Raw genomic sequence first — 17,647 nt, 5'->3', positions numbered from 1 at the left:
TTATTAACGCAGAATTTTTTTCTCAGCCAGATCCAGTGCGAAGTAGCTGAAGATCAGATCCGCGCCAGCGCGTTTGATCGACCCTAAGCTTTCCAGCACCACTTTCTCTTCATCTATAGCCCCCGCCAGCGCCGCGAATTTGATCATCGCGTATTCACCGCTGACCTGATAAGCGCCAATCGGCAGCTCGGTGCGCTCGCGGATATCACGCAGAATATCGAGGTATGCGCCAGCCGGTTTGACCATCAGGCAGTCTGCGCCCTGGGCTTCATCCAGCAGCGATTCGCGAATCGCTTCCCGACGGTTCATCGGGTTCATCTGATAGGTTTTACGATCGCCTTTCAGCGCGGTGCCCGCGGCTTCACGGAATGGGCCGTAAAAAGATGAGGCAAACTTAGTGGAGTAGGACATGATAGCGGTATCGGTGAAGCCCGCGGCGTCCAGCGCCTGGCGAATCGCCTGTACCTGACCATCCATTGCGGCGGAAGGTGCGATGAAGTCCGCACCCGCTGCGGCGGCAACCACCGCCTGCTTGCCGAGGTTGGTAAGGGTTAAATCGTTATCCACGCCGTGATCGCATAACACGCCGCAGTGGCCGTGTGAGGTGTATTCGCAGAAGCAGGTGTCGGACATGACGATCATTTCCGGCACGGTCTGTTTGCAGATACGCGACATGCGCGCCACCAGGCCGTCTTCTTTCCAGGCATCGCTACCGGTGTCATCCGTATGGTGGGAAATGCCGAAAGTCATCACCGAGCGGATGCCAGCATTAGCAATGTGTTCAATTTCGCGCGCCAGGTGCTTCTCTGGAATACGCATCACGCCTGGCATGGCGTCGATAGCTTTGTAATCGTCGAGTTCTTCTTCAACAAAGATCGGCAACACCAGGTCATTTAAGCTGAGTGTTGTCTCTTCAAACATAGCGCGCAGCGCGGGAGATTTGCGCAGGCGGCGAGGGCGTTGGATTAGGTCTGTCATGGTATGCCTGATGTTTGTGGAATCGAAGGCCGTAGTATACCCGAACCTGAGGGCGTGTGGTTTACGAAAGTTGGCGTTATATCTGGATTTCCTGTAACGAAGGGATGAATCATTAGCACAATTTATTCACAAGCATAGCAATTTATTTATATTCATTATTTTGTTTATTATTTTTTTATTATTTTAAATATCTATGTGTTTGCTTTTATAGCGTGGTGTATAGATTTTGTTTATTTATTAGCTATATATTTGTTTGCGTTCTGATTCATTAGTGAATTGTATGATTTGAATGTTGGTTAGCTTTTAATTGATTGAAAGTGTTGGTTTTTATATTTCTTAAATGGCGTAACTTGGATTTATTACGTTGTCCGTTTTCGGACAACGGGCAAAGAATAATTGAACCTTTCCTTAATGAAACCGCATAATCGTCCCTGCGAAACATAAAATGTTTTCTTTGCATTGATAATTGATGGATCAACTATATTACGTCCCTGAGGAGGGATGACAAATGCACACTTGGAAAAAGAAACTCGTAGTCTCACAATTAGCATTAGCCTGCACTTTGGCAATCACTTCTCAGGCGAATGCTTCTACTGATATCTCTGGGACCGCCTACACAACGTTTACCCATTATAATGATGCATCTTATGCTGATGGCGTCTATTACGATGGATATGTCGGGTGGAACAATTACGACACCGATAGTATTTATAACGGTGATATTTATCCGGTAATCAATAACGCTACTGTCAACGGCGTTATTTCTACTTATTATCTGGATGATGGGCTGTCTACTAACACCAATAACAACAGCCTGACGATTAAAAACAGTACCATTCATGGTATGGTGACATCCGAATGTATGACCACGGATTGTACTAACCGTACAGGTACCGACTACTACTACGATCGCCTGGCGATGAACGTTATCAACTCAACGATTGATGACAACTACGAACATTATACCTACAACGGTACGTATAATGACGCGGCTGACACGCACGTTGTCGACGTTTATAACCTGGGGACGGCTATCACGCTGGATCAAGAAGTTGATCTGTCTATCTCCAACAACTCTCACGTTGCGGGTATTACGCTGACTCAGGGTTATGAGTGGGAAGATATTGACGATAATACCGTCAGCACTGGCGTAAATAGCGGCGAAGTGTTTAACAACACCATTGTTGTTACCGATTCTACCTTGACCTCTGGCTCATGGTCTGATGAAGGTACCTCCGGTTGGTTTGGCAACACCAGCAATGCGAGCGACTACAACGGTAACGGCTGGAACGCTAATGATGTAGCATTAGCGGTTATTGCTCATCCGAATGCTGATAACGCGATGCAGACCAGCGCCACGTTTAATAATTCCACGCTGATGGGCGATGTGCTGTTCTCCAGCAACTTTGACGAGAACTTCTTCCCGAACGGTGCTGATACTTATCGTGATACCGATGCCGATCTGGATACCAACGGATGGGATGGTACTGACCGTCTGGATCTGACTCTGAACAACGGCAGCAAGTGGGTTGGCGCGGCCATGTCCGTACATCAGGTTGATGTTGATGGTGACGGTGTTTATGACAGCTACGCTGCGGGTACTGAAGCCACCGCTACGCTGATCGACATCACCGCTAACAGCCTGTGGCCAGATTCAACCTACGGTATTGATAGCGACACGACCTCTTATGACGAAAATGGTCATGTGGTTGGCAACGCTGTTTACCAGAGCGGTCTGTTCAACGTCACGCTGAACGGCGCTTCACAGTGGGATACCACCAAAACGTCTCTGATTGATACCCTGAGCATCAACAGCGGTTCCGTCGTCAACGTGGGTGATTCTACCCTGATCTCCGACACTATTGGCCTGACCGGTGGTTCTGCACTGAACATCAACGAAGATGGTCATGTTGCGACCGATACCCTGTCTATTGACAACAGTACCGTGACAATTGCTGATGATGTTGCTGCTGGCTGGAGTGTAGGAAGTGCTGCACTGTATGCCAACACCATCAACGTTACCAACAACGGTGTTCTGGATGTGGGTAACAGCACAGGTGATGCACTGCAGGTTGATACGCTGAATCTGACCAGCTACACCGACGCTTACAACCATGTTAATGCGGGTGTTTTCGACATCAACAGCACTAACTATGTACTGAATGCTGACCTGACCAACGATCGTACCAACGATACGACCCAGGCTAACTACGGTTATGGCGTGATCGCGATGAACTCTGATGGTCATCTGACTATCAACGGTAACGGCGATTCCGACACCTCAGGCGATCAGTCTGAAGTTGATAACTACGGTGACCATGTCGCGGCAGCAACCGGTAACTATAAAGTGCGTATCGACAACGCGACCGGCGCAGGCTCTGTTGCTGATTACAAAGGTAACGAGCTGATCTACGTTAACGACACGAACAGCAACGCGACCTTCTCTGCAGCCAACAAAGCTGACCTCGGTGCTTACACCTATCAGGCACAGCAGCAGGGTAACACCGTTGTTCTGCAGCAGATGGAACTGACAGACTACGCGAACATGGCGCTGAGCATCCCGTCTGCTAACACCAATATCTGGAACCTGGAACAAGACACCGTTGGTACTCGTCTGACTAACGCACGTCATGGTCTGGTTGATAACGGTGGTGCATGGGTAAGCTACTTCGGTGGTAGCTTCGATGCAGATAACGGCACCATTAACTACGATCAGGATGTTAACGGCATCATGGTTGGTGTTGATTCCAAAATTGATGGTAACAACGCTAAGTGGATTGTCGGTGCTGCAGCAGGCTTCGCGAAAGGTGATATGAGCGACCGTACCGGTCAGGTGGATCAGGATAGCCAGACTGCCTACATCTACTCTTCTGCTCGCTTTGACAACAACATCTTTGTTGACGGTAACTTAAGCTACTCCCACTTCAACAACGATCTGTCTGCTAACATGAGCAACGGTCAGTATGTTGATGGCAGCACCTCTTCTGATGCCTGGGGCTTTGGCTTGAAACTGGGTTATGACCTGAAGCTGGGTGACGCAGGCTACGTAACGCCATACGGCAGCGTATCCGGTCTGTTCCAGTCTGGTGATGATTATAAGCTGAGCAACGACATGAAAGTTGACGGTCAGTCTTATGACAGCATGCGCTATGAACTCGGTGTAGATGCAGGTTATACCTTCGCCTATAGCGAAGATCAGGCGCTGACTCCGTACTTCAAATTGGCCTACGTTTACGACGACTCTAACAACGATTCTGACGTAAACGGCGATTCTATCGACAACGGTGTAGAAGGTTCTGCGGTACGTGTTGGACTGGGTACTCAGTTCAGCTTTACCAAAAACTTCAGCGCCTACACCGATGCTAACTACCTCGGTGGTGGTGATGTAGATCAAGACTGGTCTGCAAATGTTGGCGTTAAATATACCTGGTAAGACATCTCTCGTTGTTAAAGAAAAGATAATCTAACTCAGAAAAATGCCCGTCACGGATTTGACGGGCATTTATTGCAAGGAATGCTCAGATGTTGTCTGCAAATAAACCGCTTGTGGAATTTGGTAAGCTTGATAAATGTTTGTCGAAATATGGCAAACACTTTGAGTGTGATAACGATAAAGAAATAATTTATTCCAGTGATATAAACAGTGACGATACCTTTATCATTTTAAATGGTGTAATTTCCCTGAGGCGAGGGGAGAATGTGCTGGTCGGTATTGCGCAGGCGCCATTTATTATGGGGCTTTCAGATGGCGTGATGAAAACAGATATACAATACAGATTAATCACGGAAAGCGATTGTACGGGATACCATCTACCTGCCTCACAAACAATTAATATAATTGAAGAGTGCCAGCTTTGGCGTGAAGCTTTTTGTTGGTTGGCATGGCAAAATTCCATGCTTGAATTGCGAGATCTGCAGTTGATCGGCAATAACTCCTACGATCAGATTCGCGCGACGCTGATATCCATGATGAAATGGGACGACGTACTGCGTTCGCGTATCGGCGTCATGAACTATATTCACCAACGCACGCGAATTTCCCGCTCGGTTGTCGCTGAGGTTCTCGCGGCTTTGCGTAAAGGTGGTTACATTGAAATGAATAAAGGCAAACTGGTGAGCATTAACCGTTTGCCTTTTGAGTATTAACTCAGGATGCGGGAATAACCTGCGGTTTGTTCCCGCTCAACTCTGCAACCAGATCGTTGATACCGTCACTCATATTGGTAAAACGGGTTAGCGGAGAACGGGTCACCACGATAAACGCCCCGACGTTTTGTTGTGGGATCATCGCCATATAGGTGATGAAACCACCACCGCCGCCGGTTTTTTGAATAATTCCCGGTCGGCCATTCTTCGGCGCCATGTAGACCCAGCCCAAACCAAGCGCATCGGCTCTGCCTGGAACATCCATTCCCACCACTTTAGTTAACTGCGTACGCTGATAAATCAGCGTCTGCATCCGGTCGGCCTGCTGGCTACGATGATAAAAGTCAGAAGAGAGATACTGCTGCATCCAGCGCATCATATCGCCGGGCGTAGAATAGACACCGCCGCTGCCCATTGCCGCCAGCGTATTGTTACAGGGGCTGGCGCCTTTTTCCGCGACCATCAGGCGTCGGCATTGATCGGGGGACGGGGTAAAGGTGGTGTCTTTCATCCCCAGCGGACGGGTGATTTTTTCTTCAAACAGCTGCGGATAAGGCTTACCAGAGGCCGCTCCCAGCGCATCGGCCAGCAGGTCAAACGCCAGGTTGGAATAAGATGCCTGTGAACCCGGTGCGGCTTTCAACGTGGCAGTAGAGAGATAGCTCCAGCGCTGCTCGCGGGTTGGCCAGACAAACACCGGGCGCTTTGCCGCGCCGCCAGGCTGCTCGCGCGGCAGCGCGCTGGTATGCGTCGCCAGATTCACAAGCGTAATCGGCGTGCCCTGATAAGTCGGCACGCGTGCACCTGGAGGTGCATATTTACTCAATGGATCGTTGAGTTTGACCGTGCCCTGATCGAGCAATTTCACCAGCATTTCGCTGGTCATTAATTTAGTGATTGAGGCAATTCGAATCACGGAATCAAGCTGTGGATGGACGTTGTTACCGGGACGCGTTTCGCCAAAGCTGCGAAATACGCGCTGATTACCATCAATCACCACGAGCGCCATCCCCGTAGCACCACTGCCGTAAAATATATGGTCGGCATAACGATCGACGATATCGGAGGCGAAAACCGGATCGGTTATAGGCTGTGCCGCCTGGACTGATGTCAATGACGCCGCACACAGCGCGGCAGAAAAAAGCAGACTACGTTTCAACGGTGGTGTCCATGAGTTAGAGAAAGTGAAAAAGGATGTCGTGCGTATGCGTATTTATACTACTCATCGGCGTATTGCAAAGCGCTTATCAACCAATGATAGTGGGAAAAACGTAACGATGAGTAAACGTAGGAGTTTCCTGGATTGCGGATGTTCGCTTTTGTGATCTCACGCTGTGATAATCTGCACATACTGGAACGTTGTCGAGTGTGAAAACCACAGAAACAATTCTTCATAACCGAGGTGCGAACTAAGTGCCTCGGTTTTGGTCACAATTGTCGGTTTCAGCTTGTGTTTTTGGGCGTAAGCCGTCTGGCCTCCGCACTCCACGGTGGCAAATGCACAGCAGTCGTCATAACGATAAGAAGTTAGCAGGAGAGCACTATGTTTAAGTCTTTTTTCCCAAAGCCGGGGCCGTTCTTTATTTCGGCATTTATTTGGGCATTTGTCGCTGTTGTATTCTGGCAAGCAGGTGGGGGAGCCTGGGTTGCACATATTACCGGCGCGTCGGGAGACGTACCTATTAGCGCAGCGCGTTTCTGGTCGTTGGATTATCTGATTTTTTATGCGTACTACATTCTTTGTGTCGGAGTGTTCGCGCTGTTCTGGTTTCTCTACAGCCCACACCGCTGGCAGTACTGGTCTATTCTGGGCACATCGCTGATTATTTTTGTGACCTGGTTTCTGGTTGAAGTCGGCGTCGCTGTCAACGCCTGGTACGCGCCATTTTATGACCTAATTCAAACTGCGCTCAGCACACCACACAAGGTGAAGATTGAGCAGTTCTATCATGAAGTTGGCATTTTTCTCGGCATTGCGCTGATAGCCGTGGTCATTGGCGTGATGAACAACTTCTTCGTCAGCCACTACGTGTTCCGCTGGCGTACCGCGATGAACGAACACTATATGGCGCACTGGCAGCATTTGCGTCACATCGAAGGCGCAGCGCAGCGTGTGCAGGAAGACACCATGCGTTTTGCTTCTACGCTGGAAGATATGGGCGTCAGCTTTATCAACGCGATTATGACGCTGATTGCCTTCCTGCCTGTACTGGTTACGCTCTCTGCCCATGTTCCTGACCTGCCGATTGTTGGACATGTGCCTTATGGCCTGGTGATTGCCGCGATTGTCTGGTCGCTGATGGGAACCGGTTTGCTGGCCGTGGTCGGGATAAAACTTCCAGGGCTGGAGTTTAAAAACCAGCGCGTGGAAGCGGCCTATCGTAAAGAACTGGTCTATGGCGAAGATGATGGCAACCGTGCGACGCCACCGACGGTGCGTGAACTGTTTCATGCGGTACGCCAAAATTACTTCCGTCTCTATTTTCACTATATGTACTTCAATATCGCCCGAATTCTTTATCTGCAGGTTGATAACGTTTTCGGCTTGTTCCTGCTGTTTCCATCGATTGTTGCCGGTACGATTACGCTCGGCCTGATGACGCAAATCACCAACGTGTTTGGCCAGGTGCGCGGCTCGTTCCAGTATCTGATTAACTCCTGGACAACGTTAGTGGAACTGATGTCTATTTATAAGCGTCTGCGCAGCTTTGAACGAGAGCTTGATGGTCAGGATATTCAGGAAGTTACCCATACACTGAGTTAAATAATAAGGAGATGTTATGTCGACGGTTTCCCGTCTTTACCCCTTGTCTGGTCTGGCAGCACTGGTGCTGGTGGGATGTAGTAGCCAACCCGCGCAGCCGCTAAAAAAGGGGGAGAAAGCCGTCGATGTGGCGAGCGTGGTGCGCCAGAAAATGCCCGCCAGCGTGAAAGACCGGGACGCATGGGCGCAGGATTTGGCAAAGACTTTTGAAAGCCAGAAGCTGGCGCCGACGGTTGAAAATATCTGTTCGGTGCTGGCGGTCGCGCAACAGGAGTCAAATTACCAGGCGGATCCAGCCGTGCCGAACTTAAGTAAAATCGCCTGGAAAGAGATCGATCGTCGTGCCGAGCGTATGCACATCCCGCTATTTGTGGTGCATACCGCGCTGAAGATTAACTCGCCAACGGGGAAAAGCTACAGCGAGCGCCTGGATACGGTGAAAACCGAAAAACAGCTTAGCGCGATCTTTGATGATTTTATCAACATGGTACCGATGGGGCAGACGTTATTTGGTTCGCTTAATCCGGTGCATACCGGTGGGCCGATGCAGGTTAGCATCGCCTTTGCTGAGCAGCATGCCAGCGGCTACCCGTGGAAAATGGCGGGAACCGTGCGCCAGGAAGTATTTAGCCGCCGCGGTGGGCTGTGGTTCGGTACGTATCATCTGCTTAACTACCCGGCGAATTACAGTGCGCCAATTTTCCGCTTCGCCGATTTCAATGCCGGGTGGTATGCCAGCCGCAATGCAGCTTTCCAGAATGCGGTCAGTAAAGCCAGCGGCGTGAAGCTGGCGATGGACGGTGATTTAATTCTCTATGGCAGCAGCGAGCCGGGCAAAACGGAGCTGGCGGTACGTAAACTGGCCGGGAAGCTGGACATGAGCGAGAGTGAGATCCGCCGTCAGCTGCAAAAAGGCGACAGTCTGGCCTTTGAAGAGACCGCGCTGTACGAGAAAGTCTATAAGCTGGCGGAAGCGAAGGCCGGGAAAACGCTTCCCCGTGAGATGCTGCCTGGCATTCAACTGGAAAGCCCGAAGATCACACGTAATCTGACTACCGCGTGGTTTGCTAAACGCGTGGACGATCGTCGGGCGAAATGTATGGGTCAGTCATCGTTATGATGACGGCGGCGCCAGCGCGCGAATGCCGCGATGGCGCAAAGAATCAGGCTTCCGGCGAGAAAAGGGACCAGTCCAAAAAGGGTTCCGACGCCCAGGCCGATTTCAACTCGCGGGCGCCCTGTCTCTTGCATTTGCAACTGCATCAACTGCTCATAGATGCCGGGAGCGTGGGCCAACAGATTTAAAATCTGCGCGCCTGCCCAGAAGCAAAACAGCACAAATACGGCATACGCAATGTTGCCGGGCAGGGAGGAGGGGTCCCGATGCTTGCCCTTAAACAGGGATTTTGAGAGCGTAAAATCAGCCATAAAGACCTCCGGAAATAACCTGCTTTTTTGACGTAATGCCTGTAACTGAAAGTGAGTCTGACAGGTGATCGGCAATGTCAATATCAGAATGATGGTAATTTCAGGTAGAGATTATTCCTGGATTTCGGTTTTTTGCTTAGCGTCACAATTACGCAACTTTAAGTGAAATTAATTTACATTTCAGAAATTCCGCACAGGCCACAGACGTGTATGAGGAAATGTGCGAGGATGCGTTTTCATGTTGTATATCCACCGGAGCCGTTATGAACCTGCCTGTTAAAATCCGCCGAGACTGGCACTATTATGCCTTCGCTATTGGGCTTATCTTTATTCTCAACGGCGTGGTGGGCTTACTCGGTTTTGAAGCGCAGGGGTGGCAAACCTATGCGGTGGGGCTGGTGACCTGGGTGATTAGCTTTTGGCTGGCCGGATTAATCATCCGTCGCCGCGTTGAAGATGATGAAGTAAAGGATGCCCAATAGCTATATCAGGCATCCTGGCGGGTTTACATACTGGTTTTCAGCGCGCTATCCGCAGCATGGCGTTCCAGCGCCAGTTCGATCAGGCGAGTGATCAAATCGGTATAGCCTAAACCGCTCGCCTGCCACAGCTTCGGATACATACTGATATTGGTAAAGCCTGGCAGCGTGTTGATCTCATTGATCACAACGTTGTTTTCAGCAGTTAAGAAAACGTCCACGCGCGCCATGCCGGCACAGCCCAGTGTCTGGTAGGCCTGAATGGCGATTTCGCGGATCTTGTCGTTAATCTCTGGTGCAATTGCTGCCGGAACGACAACTGTGGCACCGTTATCGTCAATGTATTTAGTGTCGTAAGCGTAAAAATCGCTGTTCAGCACAATCTCTCCACAAGTACTGGCCTGCGGATGATCGTTGCCCAGTACAGCACATTCGATCTCGCGGCCTTTGATCCCTTGCTCCACCACGACTTTATGATCGAATTCAAATGCCAGCGCGACGGCCTGATCGTATTGGGCTTCGCTGGTTACTTTGCTGACGCCAACGGACGATCCCTGGTTGGCCGGTTTTACAAACAACGGCAGACCCAGGCGGGATTCCACTTCGCTAAAGCTGATGCTGTTGCGATTGGCGCGAGTGAGCGTGATAAATGGCGCGATGTTTAATCCGGCATCACGCAGCAGACGTTTGGTCACGTCTTTATCCATACAGGCCGCAGAACCCAGCACATCAGAACCTACGAACGGTAGGTTTGCCACGCGCAGCATACCCTGCAGAGAGCCATCTTCACCCAGAGTGCCATGTACGATCGGGAAAATAACATCGACCGTCGGCAGCGGTTGACCGTTTTGTGCATCGATCAACTGGTGCGCTTGTTTACCCGGTACCTGCGCCAGGCTGGTCTCAGAAGGTCGCAATGCAATATGCGCCGGGTCGTCTGAATTGAGCAGATAATTACTGGCATCGCTGACGTGCCATTGCCCTTGTTTATCAATACCTAACAGCACAACGTCAAAGCGAGTCTTGTCGATGGCATCGACAATATTTTTTGCCGATTGCAATGACACTTCATGTTCCGCTGATTTACCACCAAATACGATTCCTACCCGCAACTTTGCCATCTTAAAAACCCATTCCATGAATGCAAAGCACATACATTACCACGACAAAACGCAGGTTTCCTCGGCTTCTGGCAGATTGTTTTGGCTGACGACAGGGGAATAGAACACAACAAAGAAGCGGCTCGCACGCGAAGCATAATCCCCTGCTTATATTATGGGTTTGATGTGAGCTGTATCACAAATATGATGAGCGGGAAGATAAAATACTAAACTGTGATTTATCGCACCTGTGGACCCTTATTCAGCTAAGTAATTTGTTAAGCTGCTCGCAGTTTTCAGCTACTTATCGTTATGAGTCCTTATGGAATCCTGGAGAGTTAACCTTATTTCCGTTTGGTTCGGGTGCTTTTTTACCGGACTGGCGATTAGCCAAATCTTGCCTTTTTTACCACTCTATATCTCCCAACTGGGCGTGACCTCGCATGAAGCGCTCTCAATGTGGTCCGGATTAACGTTCAGCGTCACCTTCCTGATTTCAGCTATTGTCTCTCCAATGTGGGGCAGTTTAGCCGACCGCAAAGGACGCAAGCTAATGCTGCTGCGGGCCTCACTGGGTATGGCCATTGCGATTTTGCTACAGGCATTTGCTACTAACGTCTGGCAGCTTTTTCTGCTGCGCGGGGTGATGGGGTTAACCTCCGGTTATATTCCTAATGCGATGGCGCTGGTCGCGTCACAGGTTCCGCGTGAACGCAGCGGCTGGGCGCTGAGTACGCTGTCGACGGCGCAAATTAGCGGTGTCATTGGTGGACCGTTAATGGGGGGCTTTATTGCCGATCACGTTGGCTTACGGGCGGTATTCTGTATTACCGCCGCTTTGCTGGTGGTGAGTTTTCTGGTCACACTGTTTTTGATCAAAGAGGGCGTTCGTCCTACGATTAAAAAAAGCGAACGTCTGAGTGGGAAGGCCGTATTTGCCTCGCTTTCACATCCGGCGCTGGTGATCAGCCTGTTTTTTACCACCATGGTGATTCAACTTTGTAACGGTTCAATTGGGCCAATTCTGGCGCTGTTTATTAAATCAATGGTCCCAGATAGTTCGAATATTGCCTTTCTCAGCGGGCTGATAGCCTCAGTACCGGGCATTTCTGCTCTGATTTCCGCGCCTCGACTTGGTAAATTAGGCGACCGTATTGGTACTGAGCGGATTTTAATGGCGACGTTAATCTTCGCGGTGGTGCTGTTTTTCGCTATGTCGTGGGTCACCACGCCGTTGCAGTTGGGAGTTCTCCGTTTTCTGCTTGGCTTTGCCGACGGTGCGATGTTGCCGGCGGTGCAGACGCTGTTAGTGAAATACTCCAGCGACCAGATAACCGGGCGCATCTTTGGTTATAACCAGTCATTTATGTATCTCGGCAACGTCGCCGGGCCATTAATGGGGGCGACGGTTTCGGCAATGGCGGGGTTCCGTTGGGTGTTCATTGCTACAGCAAGCATTGTGCTTATCAATATCTGGCAATTGGCTATTGCGTTGCGACGTCGGCGCGGGGGGCGTTGAGCTCCTGATTAACAACGCTGCCTGTCAGCGTTGTTAATCCATAATTGTGTATTATATATTTGTGTGATTATTAATTTTCTTACCTTTTTATATTGAATCATTCTGCGTCAAGACGCATTTACCCTTATTTTGTGTTGTGATTGTTTTCGCAAATCGTTTTATTACTTATAAAAATACAACTTTCATCCTCTAGGCAGTCGTGAGCCTTAATGATAACGTGACCCATATTTTGTTAAGGGAATAGGCAAATGAAAAACCTCGTCACTGAGTTGTTACTTAAACTCGCGCAAAAAGAAGAAGAGTCGCAAGAACTGGCGGTACAGGTCGAAACGTTAGAGCGGGTAATCATCGAAATGCTGCGCAATATGGCGTGGAACGATCGGCAAATATTTATTCGTCAAATTGAGGGGGCGCTGGCTGATGTAAACCGCATGCCCGCGTTTCTCACGAACATACATAACGCTTGCGAGATCGTACCAAAAGCGTTTTGAACCATCTGTGGCGGGGCACCCACAAATTATCATAAAAGTGTCACATCAAATACTTATAGTCGCTTTGTTTTAATTTTACCGTATTTATACATGGAGAATATAAAGTGAAACAAAGCGCACTCGCTATTGCCCTGTTACCTTTGCTGTTTACCCCGGGTATTAATGCAGAAACATCTACTGTAGCGGTTTTGGATAATCGTGCCGCTCAAGGTGATATCTCCACGCCGGGTGGCGCTCGCCGATTGTCTGCCGACCAAACCGCGGCTCTGCGCGAATCCCTGAACGACAAACCGGCCAAAAATATTATTTTACTGATTGGCGATGGGATGGGTGATTCCGAAATAACGGCAGCGCGAAATTATGCTGAAGGCGCGGGCGGCTTTTTTAAAGGTATTGATGCTTTACCGTTGACCGGACAATACACACATTATGCGTTAGATAAGAAAACCGGCAAGCCCGATTATGTGACAGATTCTGCAGCATCGGCGACGGCGTGGACGACCGGTGTTAAAACTTACAATGGTGCTCTGGGCGTTGATATTCATGAGAAAGATCACGCTACTATTCTGGAAATGGCCAAAGCGGCGGGTCTGGCGACAGGCAACGTTTCCACGGCTGAATTGCAGGATGCCACGCCTGCCGCACTGGTTGCCCATGTCACTTCGCGTAAATGCTATGGCCCGAGCGTGACGGCTGAAAAATGTCCGACGAACGCGCTGGAAAAAGGCGGTAAAGGGTCGATTACCGAACAATTATTGAATGCCCGTGCGGATGTTACGTTAGGTGGCGGGGCAAAAACTTTTACTGAAACAGCTACGGCAGGTGAGTGGCAGGGTAAAACGCTGCGTGAACAAGCACAGGCCCGTGGTTACCAGATGGTGAGTGATACCGCGACGCTGGCGGCGATTACCGAAGCGAATCAGGATAAACCGCTGTTGGGTCTGTTCTCTGACGGTAATATGCCAGTGCGTTGGGAAGGCCCGAAAGCGTCTTATCACGGAAATCTGGATAAGCCGGTAGTGACCTGCACGCCAAATCCAAAACGTAACGACAGCGTGCCGACTCTGGCACAGATGACGGATAAAGCGATTGAGCTGTTAAGCAAAAATGAGAAAGGCTTCTTCCTGCAAGTGGAAGGCGCGTCAATCGACAAACAAGATCACGCCGCTAACCCGTGTGGACAAATTGGTGAAACTGTCGATCTGGATGAAGCGGTGCAGCGTGCGCTTGCTTTTGCGAAGAAAGATGGCAACACCCTGGTCGTGGTAACCGCTGACCACGCGCATGCCAGCCAGATAGTCGCACCGGATACTAAAGCACCCGGTTTAACGCAAGCGCTGAACACCAAAGATGGTGCGGTGATGGTCATTAGCTATGGCAACTCTGAAGAAGAGTCCCAGGAGCACACCGGCAGCCAACTGCGTATTGCAGCCTATGGCCCTCATGCGGCGAATGTGGTTGGCCTGACCGATCAAACCGACCTGTTCTACACCATGAAAGCGGCGTTAGGACTGAAATAACCCGACGCCCGGCGGCAATACTTTTGCCGTCGGGTGGTTTTTTTATCGTTAGCAGCCAAACTTACCTGTGTGTCGTCGTTCAGAAAAGGATGGTGCTATGAAAATTACATTATTAATGACGTTGCTTTTTGGTCTTATTTTTTTAACTACCGTCGGTGCTGCCGAGAAGGCATTAACCCCGCAACAACAACGTATGACCACCTGCAATCAGCAGGCAACGGCGCAAACCTTAAAAGGGGATGCGCGTAAGACGTATATGAGTGATTGCCTGAAAAACAGTAAATCTGGGCCTGAGGAAAAGAGTCTGACGCCGCAGCAGCAGAAAATGCGTGAATGCAACGTCAAGGCGACGGAGCAGTCTCTGAAAGGCGATGATCGTAATAAGTTTATGAGTGCTTGCCTGAAAAAATCTGCTTAGCACTTCCGGGTGAGCAGATAAAATCGCTCACCCGAAATATCATACTTCCGCCGCCAGACCCCTTCCTATAATTTGGGAAATTTGTTTCAGAATATTCCCAAATACGATGAATGATGAAAATTTTTATCAAAAGAAGGTCGTCTCAAATGAAGCATTTATATTGCTTCATCAAAATGACCACCAACGTTCCGGTCTGCGATTTGCCCGACGAATCAGGCTGCCGCGAGCAGTGGGATTGGGGGGAATGTTTTTCCCTATCGCGTCGGTATTAGTTTCTCAGCCAATAACCGGAGGCTGGTGGCTTTTGCTGGTGGGATGGGCATTTGTCTGGCCACATCTGGCATGGCAATTGGCAAGTAAAGCTGTCGATCCACTGCATAGCGAATATACCAACTTAAAAGCCGATGCCATCCTCGCCGGGATGTGGATGGGGATTATGGGGATAAACTTGCTGCCATCCACGGCGCTGTTGATGATTATCTGTATCAACCTGATGGGCGCAGGAGGTATGCGAGTCTTCATCGCAGGCGCCGTGTTGATGGTGGTTTCCTGCCTGGTGACGTTACAGTTAACGGATATCCCCATGGCTTTTAGCAGTACGCAGCTGAGCGTGCTGCTGTCACTGCCAGTGTTAGTGGTTTACCCGTTGCTGTTTGCCTGGGTGAGTTATAAGACGCTCATCCGGCTGGCAGAACATAAACGTCGCTTACAGGTTATGAGTACGCGAGATGGGATGACCGGGGTGTATAACCGACGTCATTGGGAACTGTTGCTGCGTAATGAATTTGATAATTGCCGCCGCCATCAGCGTGATGCCACGCTTCTTATCATCGATATCGACCATTTTAAGAGTATCAATGATACCTGGGGCCATGACGTAGGGGATCAGGCCATTGTTGCACTGACCCGCCAGTTACAGATGACCTTACGCGGTAGCGATGTGATTGGGCGTTTTGGCGGTGATGAGTTTGCGGTAATCATGTGTGGCACGTCGGCGAGCAGCGCGATTGCAGCGATGTCTCGTGTTCACGAACGGCTTACCCAACTGCGTTTATCTTGCGCGCCGCAGGTTGACCTGCGCATTAGCGTGGGCGTTGCGCCGCTGACATCTGAAACTGAACACTATAGAGAATGGTTAAAATCAGCAGATATGGCGCTCTATAAAGCAAAGAATTCCGGACGTAACCGCACTGAAGCGGCGGCATGACGTCCGGCGGTGTTAACTCAGGAGCGGCTGAGTTTTTCCGATTGCTCCATGCACTTAATCATCGCTTCAATTACTGATGAACGGAAACCGCGTTCTTCCAGGACGCGTACCGCCTCAATGGTGGTTCCACCTGGCGAGCACACCATATCCTTTAATTCGCCAGGATGTTTACCCGTTTCCAGCACCATCTTCGCCGAACCCATTACCGCTTGTGCCGCAAATTTATAAGCCTGCGCGCGGGGCATTCCCCCCTGAACGGCGGCATCTGCCATTGCTTCGATAAACATAAATACATAGGCCGGTGCTGAACCGCTGACACCAACGACCGGATGAATCATTGCCTCCGCAATGACTTCAGCTTCGCCAAAGCAGCGGAAGATATTCAGCACGTCAGCCGTATCTTCCGGCGTGACTAAGGCGTTTGGCGTGACGGAGGTCATTCCGGCGTTCACCAGCGACGGCGTGTTTGGCATCGCGCGAATGATTTTACGGTCGTGACCCAGCGCGCGGGCAAGCTGATCGAGGGTGACGCCTGCGGCAATTGAGACGACCAGGGAGTCTTTGTTCAGGCTGGAGGTAATTTCGCTCAGCACCTTAATCATAATGCCTGGCTTTACAGCCCCAAAAACAATATCAGCGATCTGCGCGACTTCTTGTGCAGACTGCGCCGCATTAATGCCGTACTGGTCGTGTAGCGCGGCGACCTTATCGGGGGAAGGGGTATAGACCCAGATTTGTCCGGGGAGAACCTGACCGCTGGCGATCATGCCGCCAAGAATGGCTTTGCCCATATTACCGCAGCCGATAAAACCAATTTTCTTGTCCATCTTGTCACTCCCTATGGATGATATTCATTGTTTTATACCCTAATTACTTCAAGTAACTTGAAGTATTTGGGGTAAATCTGGGAAAGCTAAGCTTAGCGCGGAATGAATATGTTCAGAAGGAGAAACAGCACTTTGCCTGAAAGTAAAAGCACGCGACAATGTGCGGCAGCACAACAGTGGGGAGAAGTTATGACAATATGGGTGGATGCCGATGCGTGTCCGAATGTGATTAAAGACATTTTGTACCGCGCTTCTGAGCGCATGCAAATGCCGCTTGTTTTGGTGGCCAACCAAAGCCTGCGCGTCCCGCCTTCGCGTTTCATCAGCACATTACGTGTGCCTGCGGGCTTTGACGTGGCTGATAACGAGATTGTGCGTCAGTGCAGTGCTGGTGATTTAGTGATAACGGCAGATATTCCGCTGGCGGCTGAAGTGATTGAAAAAGGTGCGGCGGCGCTTAACCCGCGTGGCGAACGTTATACCGAAGCCACGATCCGCGAGCGTCTGATGATGCGTGATTTTATGGATACGCTACGCGCTAGCGGTATTCAGACCGGGGGGCCGGACAGCCTTTCGTCCCGCGACAGACAGCATTTTGCAGCTGAACTGGATAAGTGGTGGCTGGAAGTTCAGCGTAGAAAATAGTGTGTGTAATTTATTATTTACACTTTATTCGTTGTGAATTCTTGTTATAGTAGGGGTTAACTCATCTCGCCATTCTTTATGTAATTTTTTCTTTACGGTTTTGGCTGTGTACTAGTTTGATGATA

16 protein-coding genes are annotated in these 17,647 nt (G+C 50.0%); 11 read left to right on the top strand and 5 right to left on the bottom strand.

Annotation, left to right across the window (positions count from 1 at the left end; translation table 11 throughout):
- Positions 1-3: 3 nt before the first annotated feature.
- Entirely contained in the window at positions 4-978 is a 975-nt protein-coding gene (gene hemB / locus OGV57_RS15730) for a porphobilinogen synthase (RefSeq protein ID WP_054528136.1), read from the bottom strand.
- Between the two features lie 508 nt (positions 979-1,486).
- Here hemB and ehaB point away from each other — a divergent pair.
- Together ehaB and iprA are read left to right on the top strand one after the other, a co-directional pair.
- Positions 1,487-4,411: an autotransporter adhesin EhaB gene (gene ehaB / locus OGV57_RS15725; RefSeq protein WP_048233156.1), complete on the top strand. Its 2,925-nt coding sequence runs from the start codon at positions 1,487-1,489 to the stop codon at positions 4,409-4,411.
- 89 nt (positions 4,412-4,500) lie between these two features.
- Positions 4,501-5,124 (top strand): hydrogen peroxide resistance inhibitor IprA, encoded by a 624-nt coding sequence (iprA, locus tag OGV57_RS15720; RefSeq protein WP_003847633.1) that lies wholly within the window; start codon positions 4,501-4,503, stop codon positions 5,122-5,124.
- 1 nt (position 5,125) lies between these two features.
- Here the strand turns inward: iprA and ampH are convergent, their stop codons facing one another.
- Entirely contained in the window at positions 5,126-6,283 is a 1,158-nt protein-coding gene (gene ampH, locus OGV57_RS15715; RefSeq protein WP_003021428.1) for a D-alanyl-D-alanine-carboxypeptidase/endopeptidase AmpH, read from the bottom strand.
- Between the two features lie 384 nt (positions 6,284-6,667).
- Between ampH and sbmA the strand changes: the two genes are divergently transcribed.
- Positions 6,668-7,888 (top strand): peptide antibiotic transporter SbmA, encoded by a 1,221-nt coding sequence (gene sbmA, locus OGV57_RS15710; protein ID WP_044699333.1) that lies wholly within the window; start codon positions 6,668-6,670, stop codon positions 7,886-7,888.
- Between the two features lie 16 nt (positions 7,889-7,904).
- The gene (locus tag OGV57_RS15705) at positions 7,905-9,008 is read left to right on the top strand and encodes a DUF1615 domain-containing protein (RefSeq protein WP_003847631.1); all 1,104 of its coding nucleotides are present in this window, start codon (positions 7,905-7,907) and stop codon (positions 9,006-9,008) included.
- Here the strand turns inward: OGV57_RS15705 and OGV57_RS15700 are convergent.
- A complete protein-coding gene (locus tag OGV57_RS15700) occupies positions 8,993-9,316 on the bottom strand; it encodes a DUF2755 family protein (protein WP_054528137.1) in 324 nt (107 codons plus the stop codon). The two genes, OGV57_RS15705 and OGV57_RS15700, sit on opposite strands and share 16 nt — an antisense overlap.
- A 263-nt stretch (positions 9,317-9,579) precedes the next feature.
- Here OGV57_RS15700 and OGV57_RS15695 point away from each other — a divergent pair, with 263 nt between their 5' ends.
- Positions 9,580-9,798, top strand: coding sequence for a DUF2754 domain-containing protein (locus OGV57_RS15695; protein ID WP_003021440.1), 219 nt, complete (start codon positions 9,580-9,582; stop codon positions 9,796-9,798).
- Between the two features lie 23 nt (positions 9,799-9,821).
- Here OGV57_RS15695 and ddlA read toward each other — a convergent pair whose 3' ends face one another.
- Positions 9,822-10,916 carry a D-alanine--D-alanine ligase gene (gene ddlA, locus OGV57_RS15690; protein ID WP_003021442.1) on the bottom strand — a complete coding sequence of 365 codons (1,095 nt, stop codon included), beginning with the start codon at positions 10,914-10,916 and terminating at the stop codon, positions 9,822-9,824.
- Between the two features lie 301 nt (positions 10,917-11,217).
- Here ddlA and OGV57_RS15685 point away from each other — a divergent pair, with 301 nt between their 5' ends.
- The 5 genes from OGV57_RS15685 (at position 11,218) to adrA (ending at position 16,050) form a co-directional block, all read left to right on the top strand.
- Entirely contained in the window at positions 11,218-12,414 is a 1,197-nt protein-coding gene (locus tag OGV57_RS15685; protein WP_003021445.1) for a multidrug efflux MFS transporter, read from the top strand.
- Positions 12,415-12,662: 248 nt separating this feature from the next.
- The gene (locus OGV57_RS15680) at positions 12,663-12,905 is read left to right on the top strand and encodes a sigma-S stabilization anti-adapter protein IraP (protein ID WP_049015728.1); all 243 of its coding nucleotides are present in this window, start codon (positions 12,663-12,665) and stop codon (positions 12,903-12,905) included.
- A gap of 104 nt (positions 12,906-13,009) precedes the next feature.
- On the top strand, positions 13,010-14,425 hold the full coding sequence (gene phoA / locus OGV57_RS15675) for an alkaline phosphatase (RefSeq protein ID WP_054528138.1): 1,416 nt from the start codon (positions 13,010-13,012) through the stop codon (positions 14,423-14,425).
- A 97-nt stretch (positions 14,426-14,522) separates the two neighbouring features.
- Positions 14,523-14,843 (top strand): phosphate starvation-inducible protein PsiF, encoded by a 321-nt coding sequence (psiF, locus tag OGV57_RS15670; protein ID WP_054528139.1) that lies wholly within the window; start codon positions 14,523-14,525, stop codon positions 14,841-14,843.
- Between the two features lie 91 nt (positions 14,844-14,934).
- A complete protein-coding gene (gene adrA / locus OGV57_RS15665) occupies positions 14,935-16,050 on the top strand; it encodes a diguanylate cyclase AdrA (RefSeq protein WP_085954043.1) in 1,116 nt (371 codons plus the stop codon).
- 17 nt (positions 16,051-16,067) lie between these two features.
- Here adrA and proC read toward each other — a convergent pair whose 3' ends face one another.
- Positions 16,068-16,877 (bottom strand): pyrroline-5-carboxylate reductase, encoded by an 810-nt coding sequence (gene proC / locus OGV57_RS15660; protein ID WP_003021462.1) that lies wholly within the window; start codon positions 16,875-16,877, stop codon positions 16,068-16,070.
- A 189-nt stretch (positions 16,878-17,066) separates the two neighbouring features.
- On the opposite strand from proC, the gene OGV57_RS15655 reads away from it, so the two are divergent.
- Positions 17,067-17,522 (top strand): YaiI/YqxD family protein, encoded by a 456-nt coding sequence (locus OGV57_RS15655; RefSeq protein ID WP_003021467.1) that lies wholly within the window; start codon positions 17,067-17,069, stop codon positions 17,520-17,522.
- The last annotated feature ends 125 nt before the right edge of the window (positions 17,523-17,647 follow it).

Origin of the sequence: Citrobacter sp. Cf087 (genome assembly GCF_030334285.1) — a bacterium.
GTDB lineage: Bacteria > Pseudomonadota > Gammaproteobacteria > Enterobacterales > Enterobacteriaceae > Citrobacter > Citrobacter freundii.
Note: the sequence above shows the minus strand (reverse complement) of the source record. Positions and strands in the feature narration are given on the sequence as shown.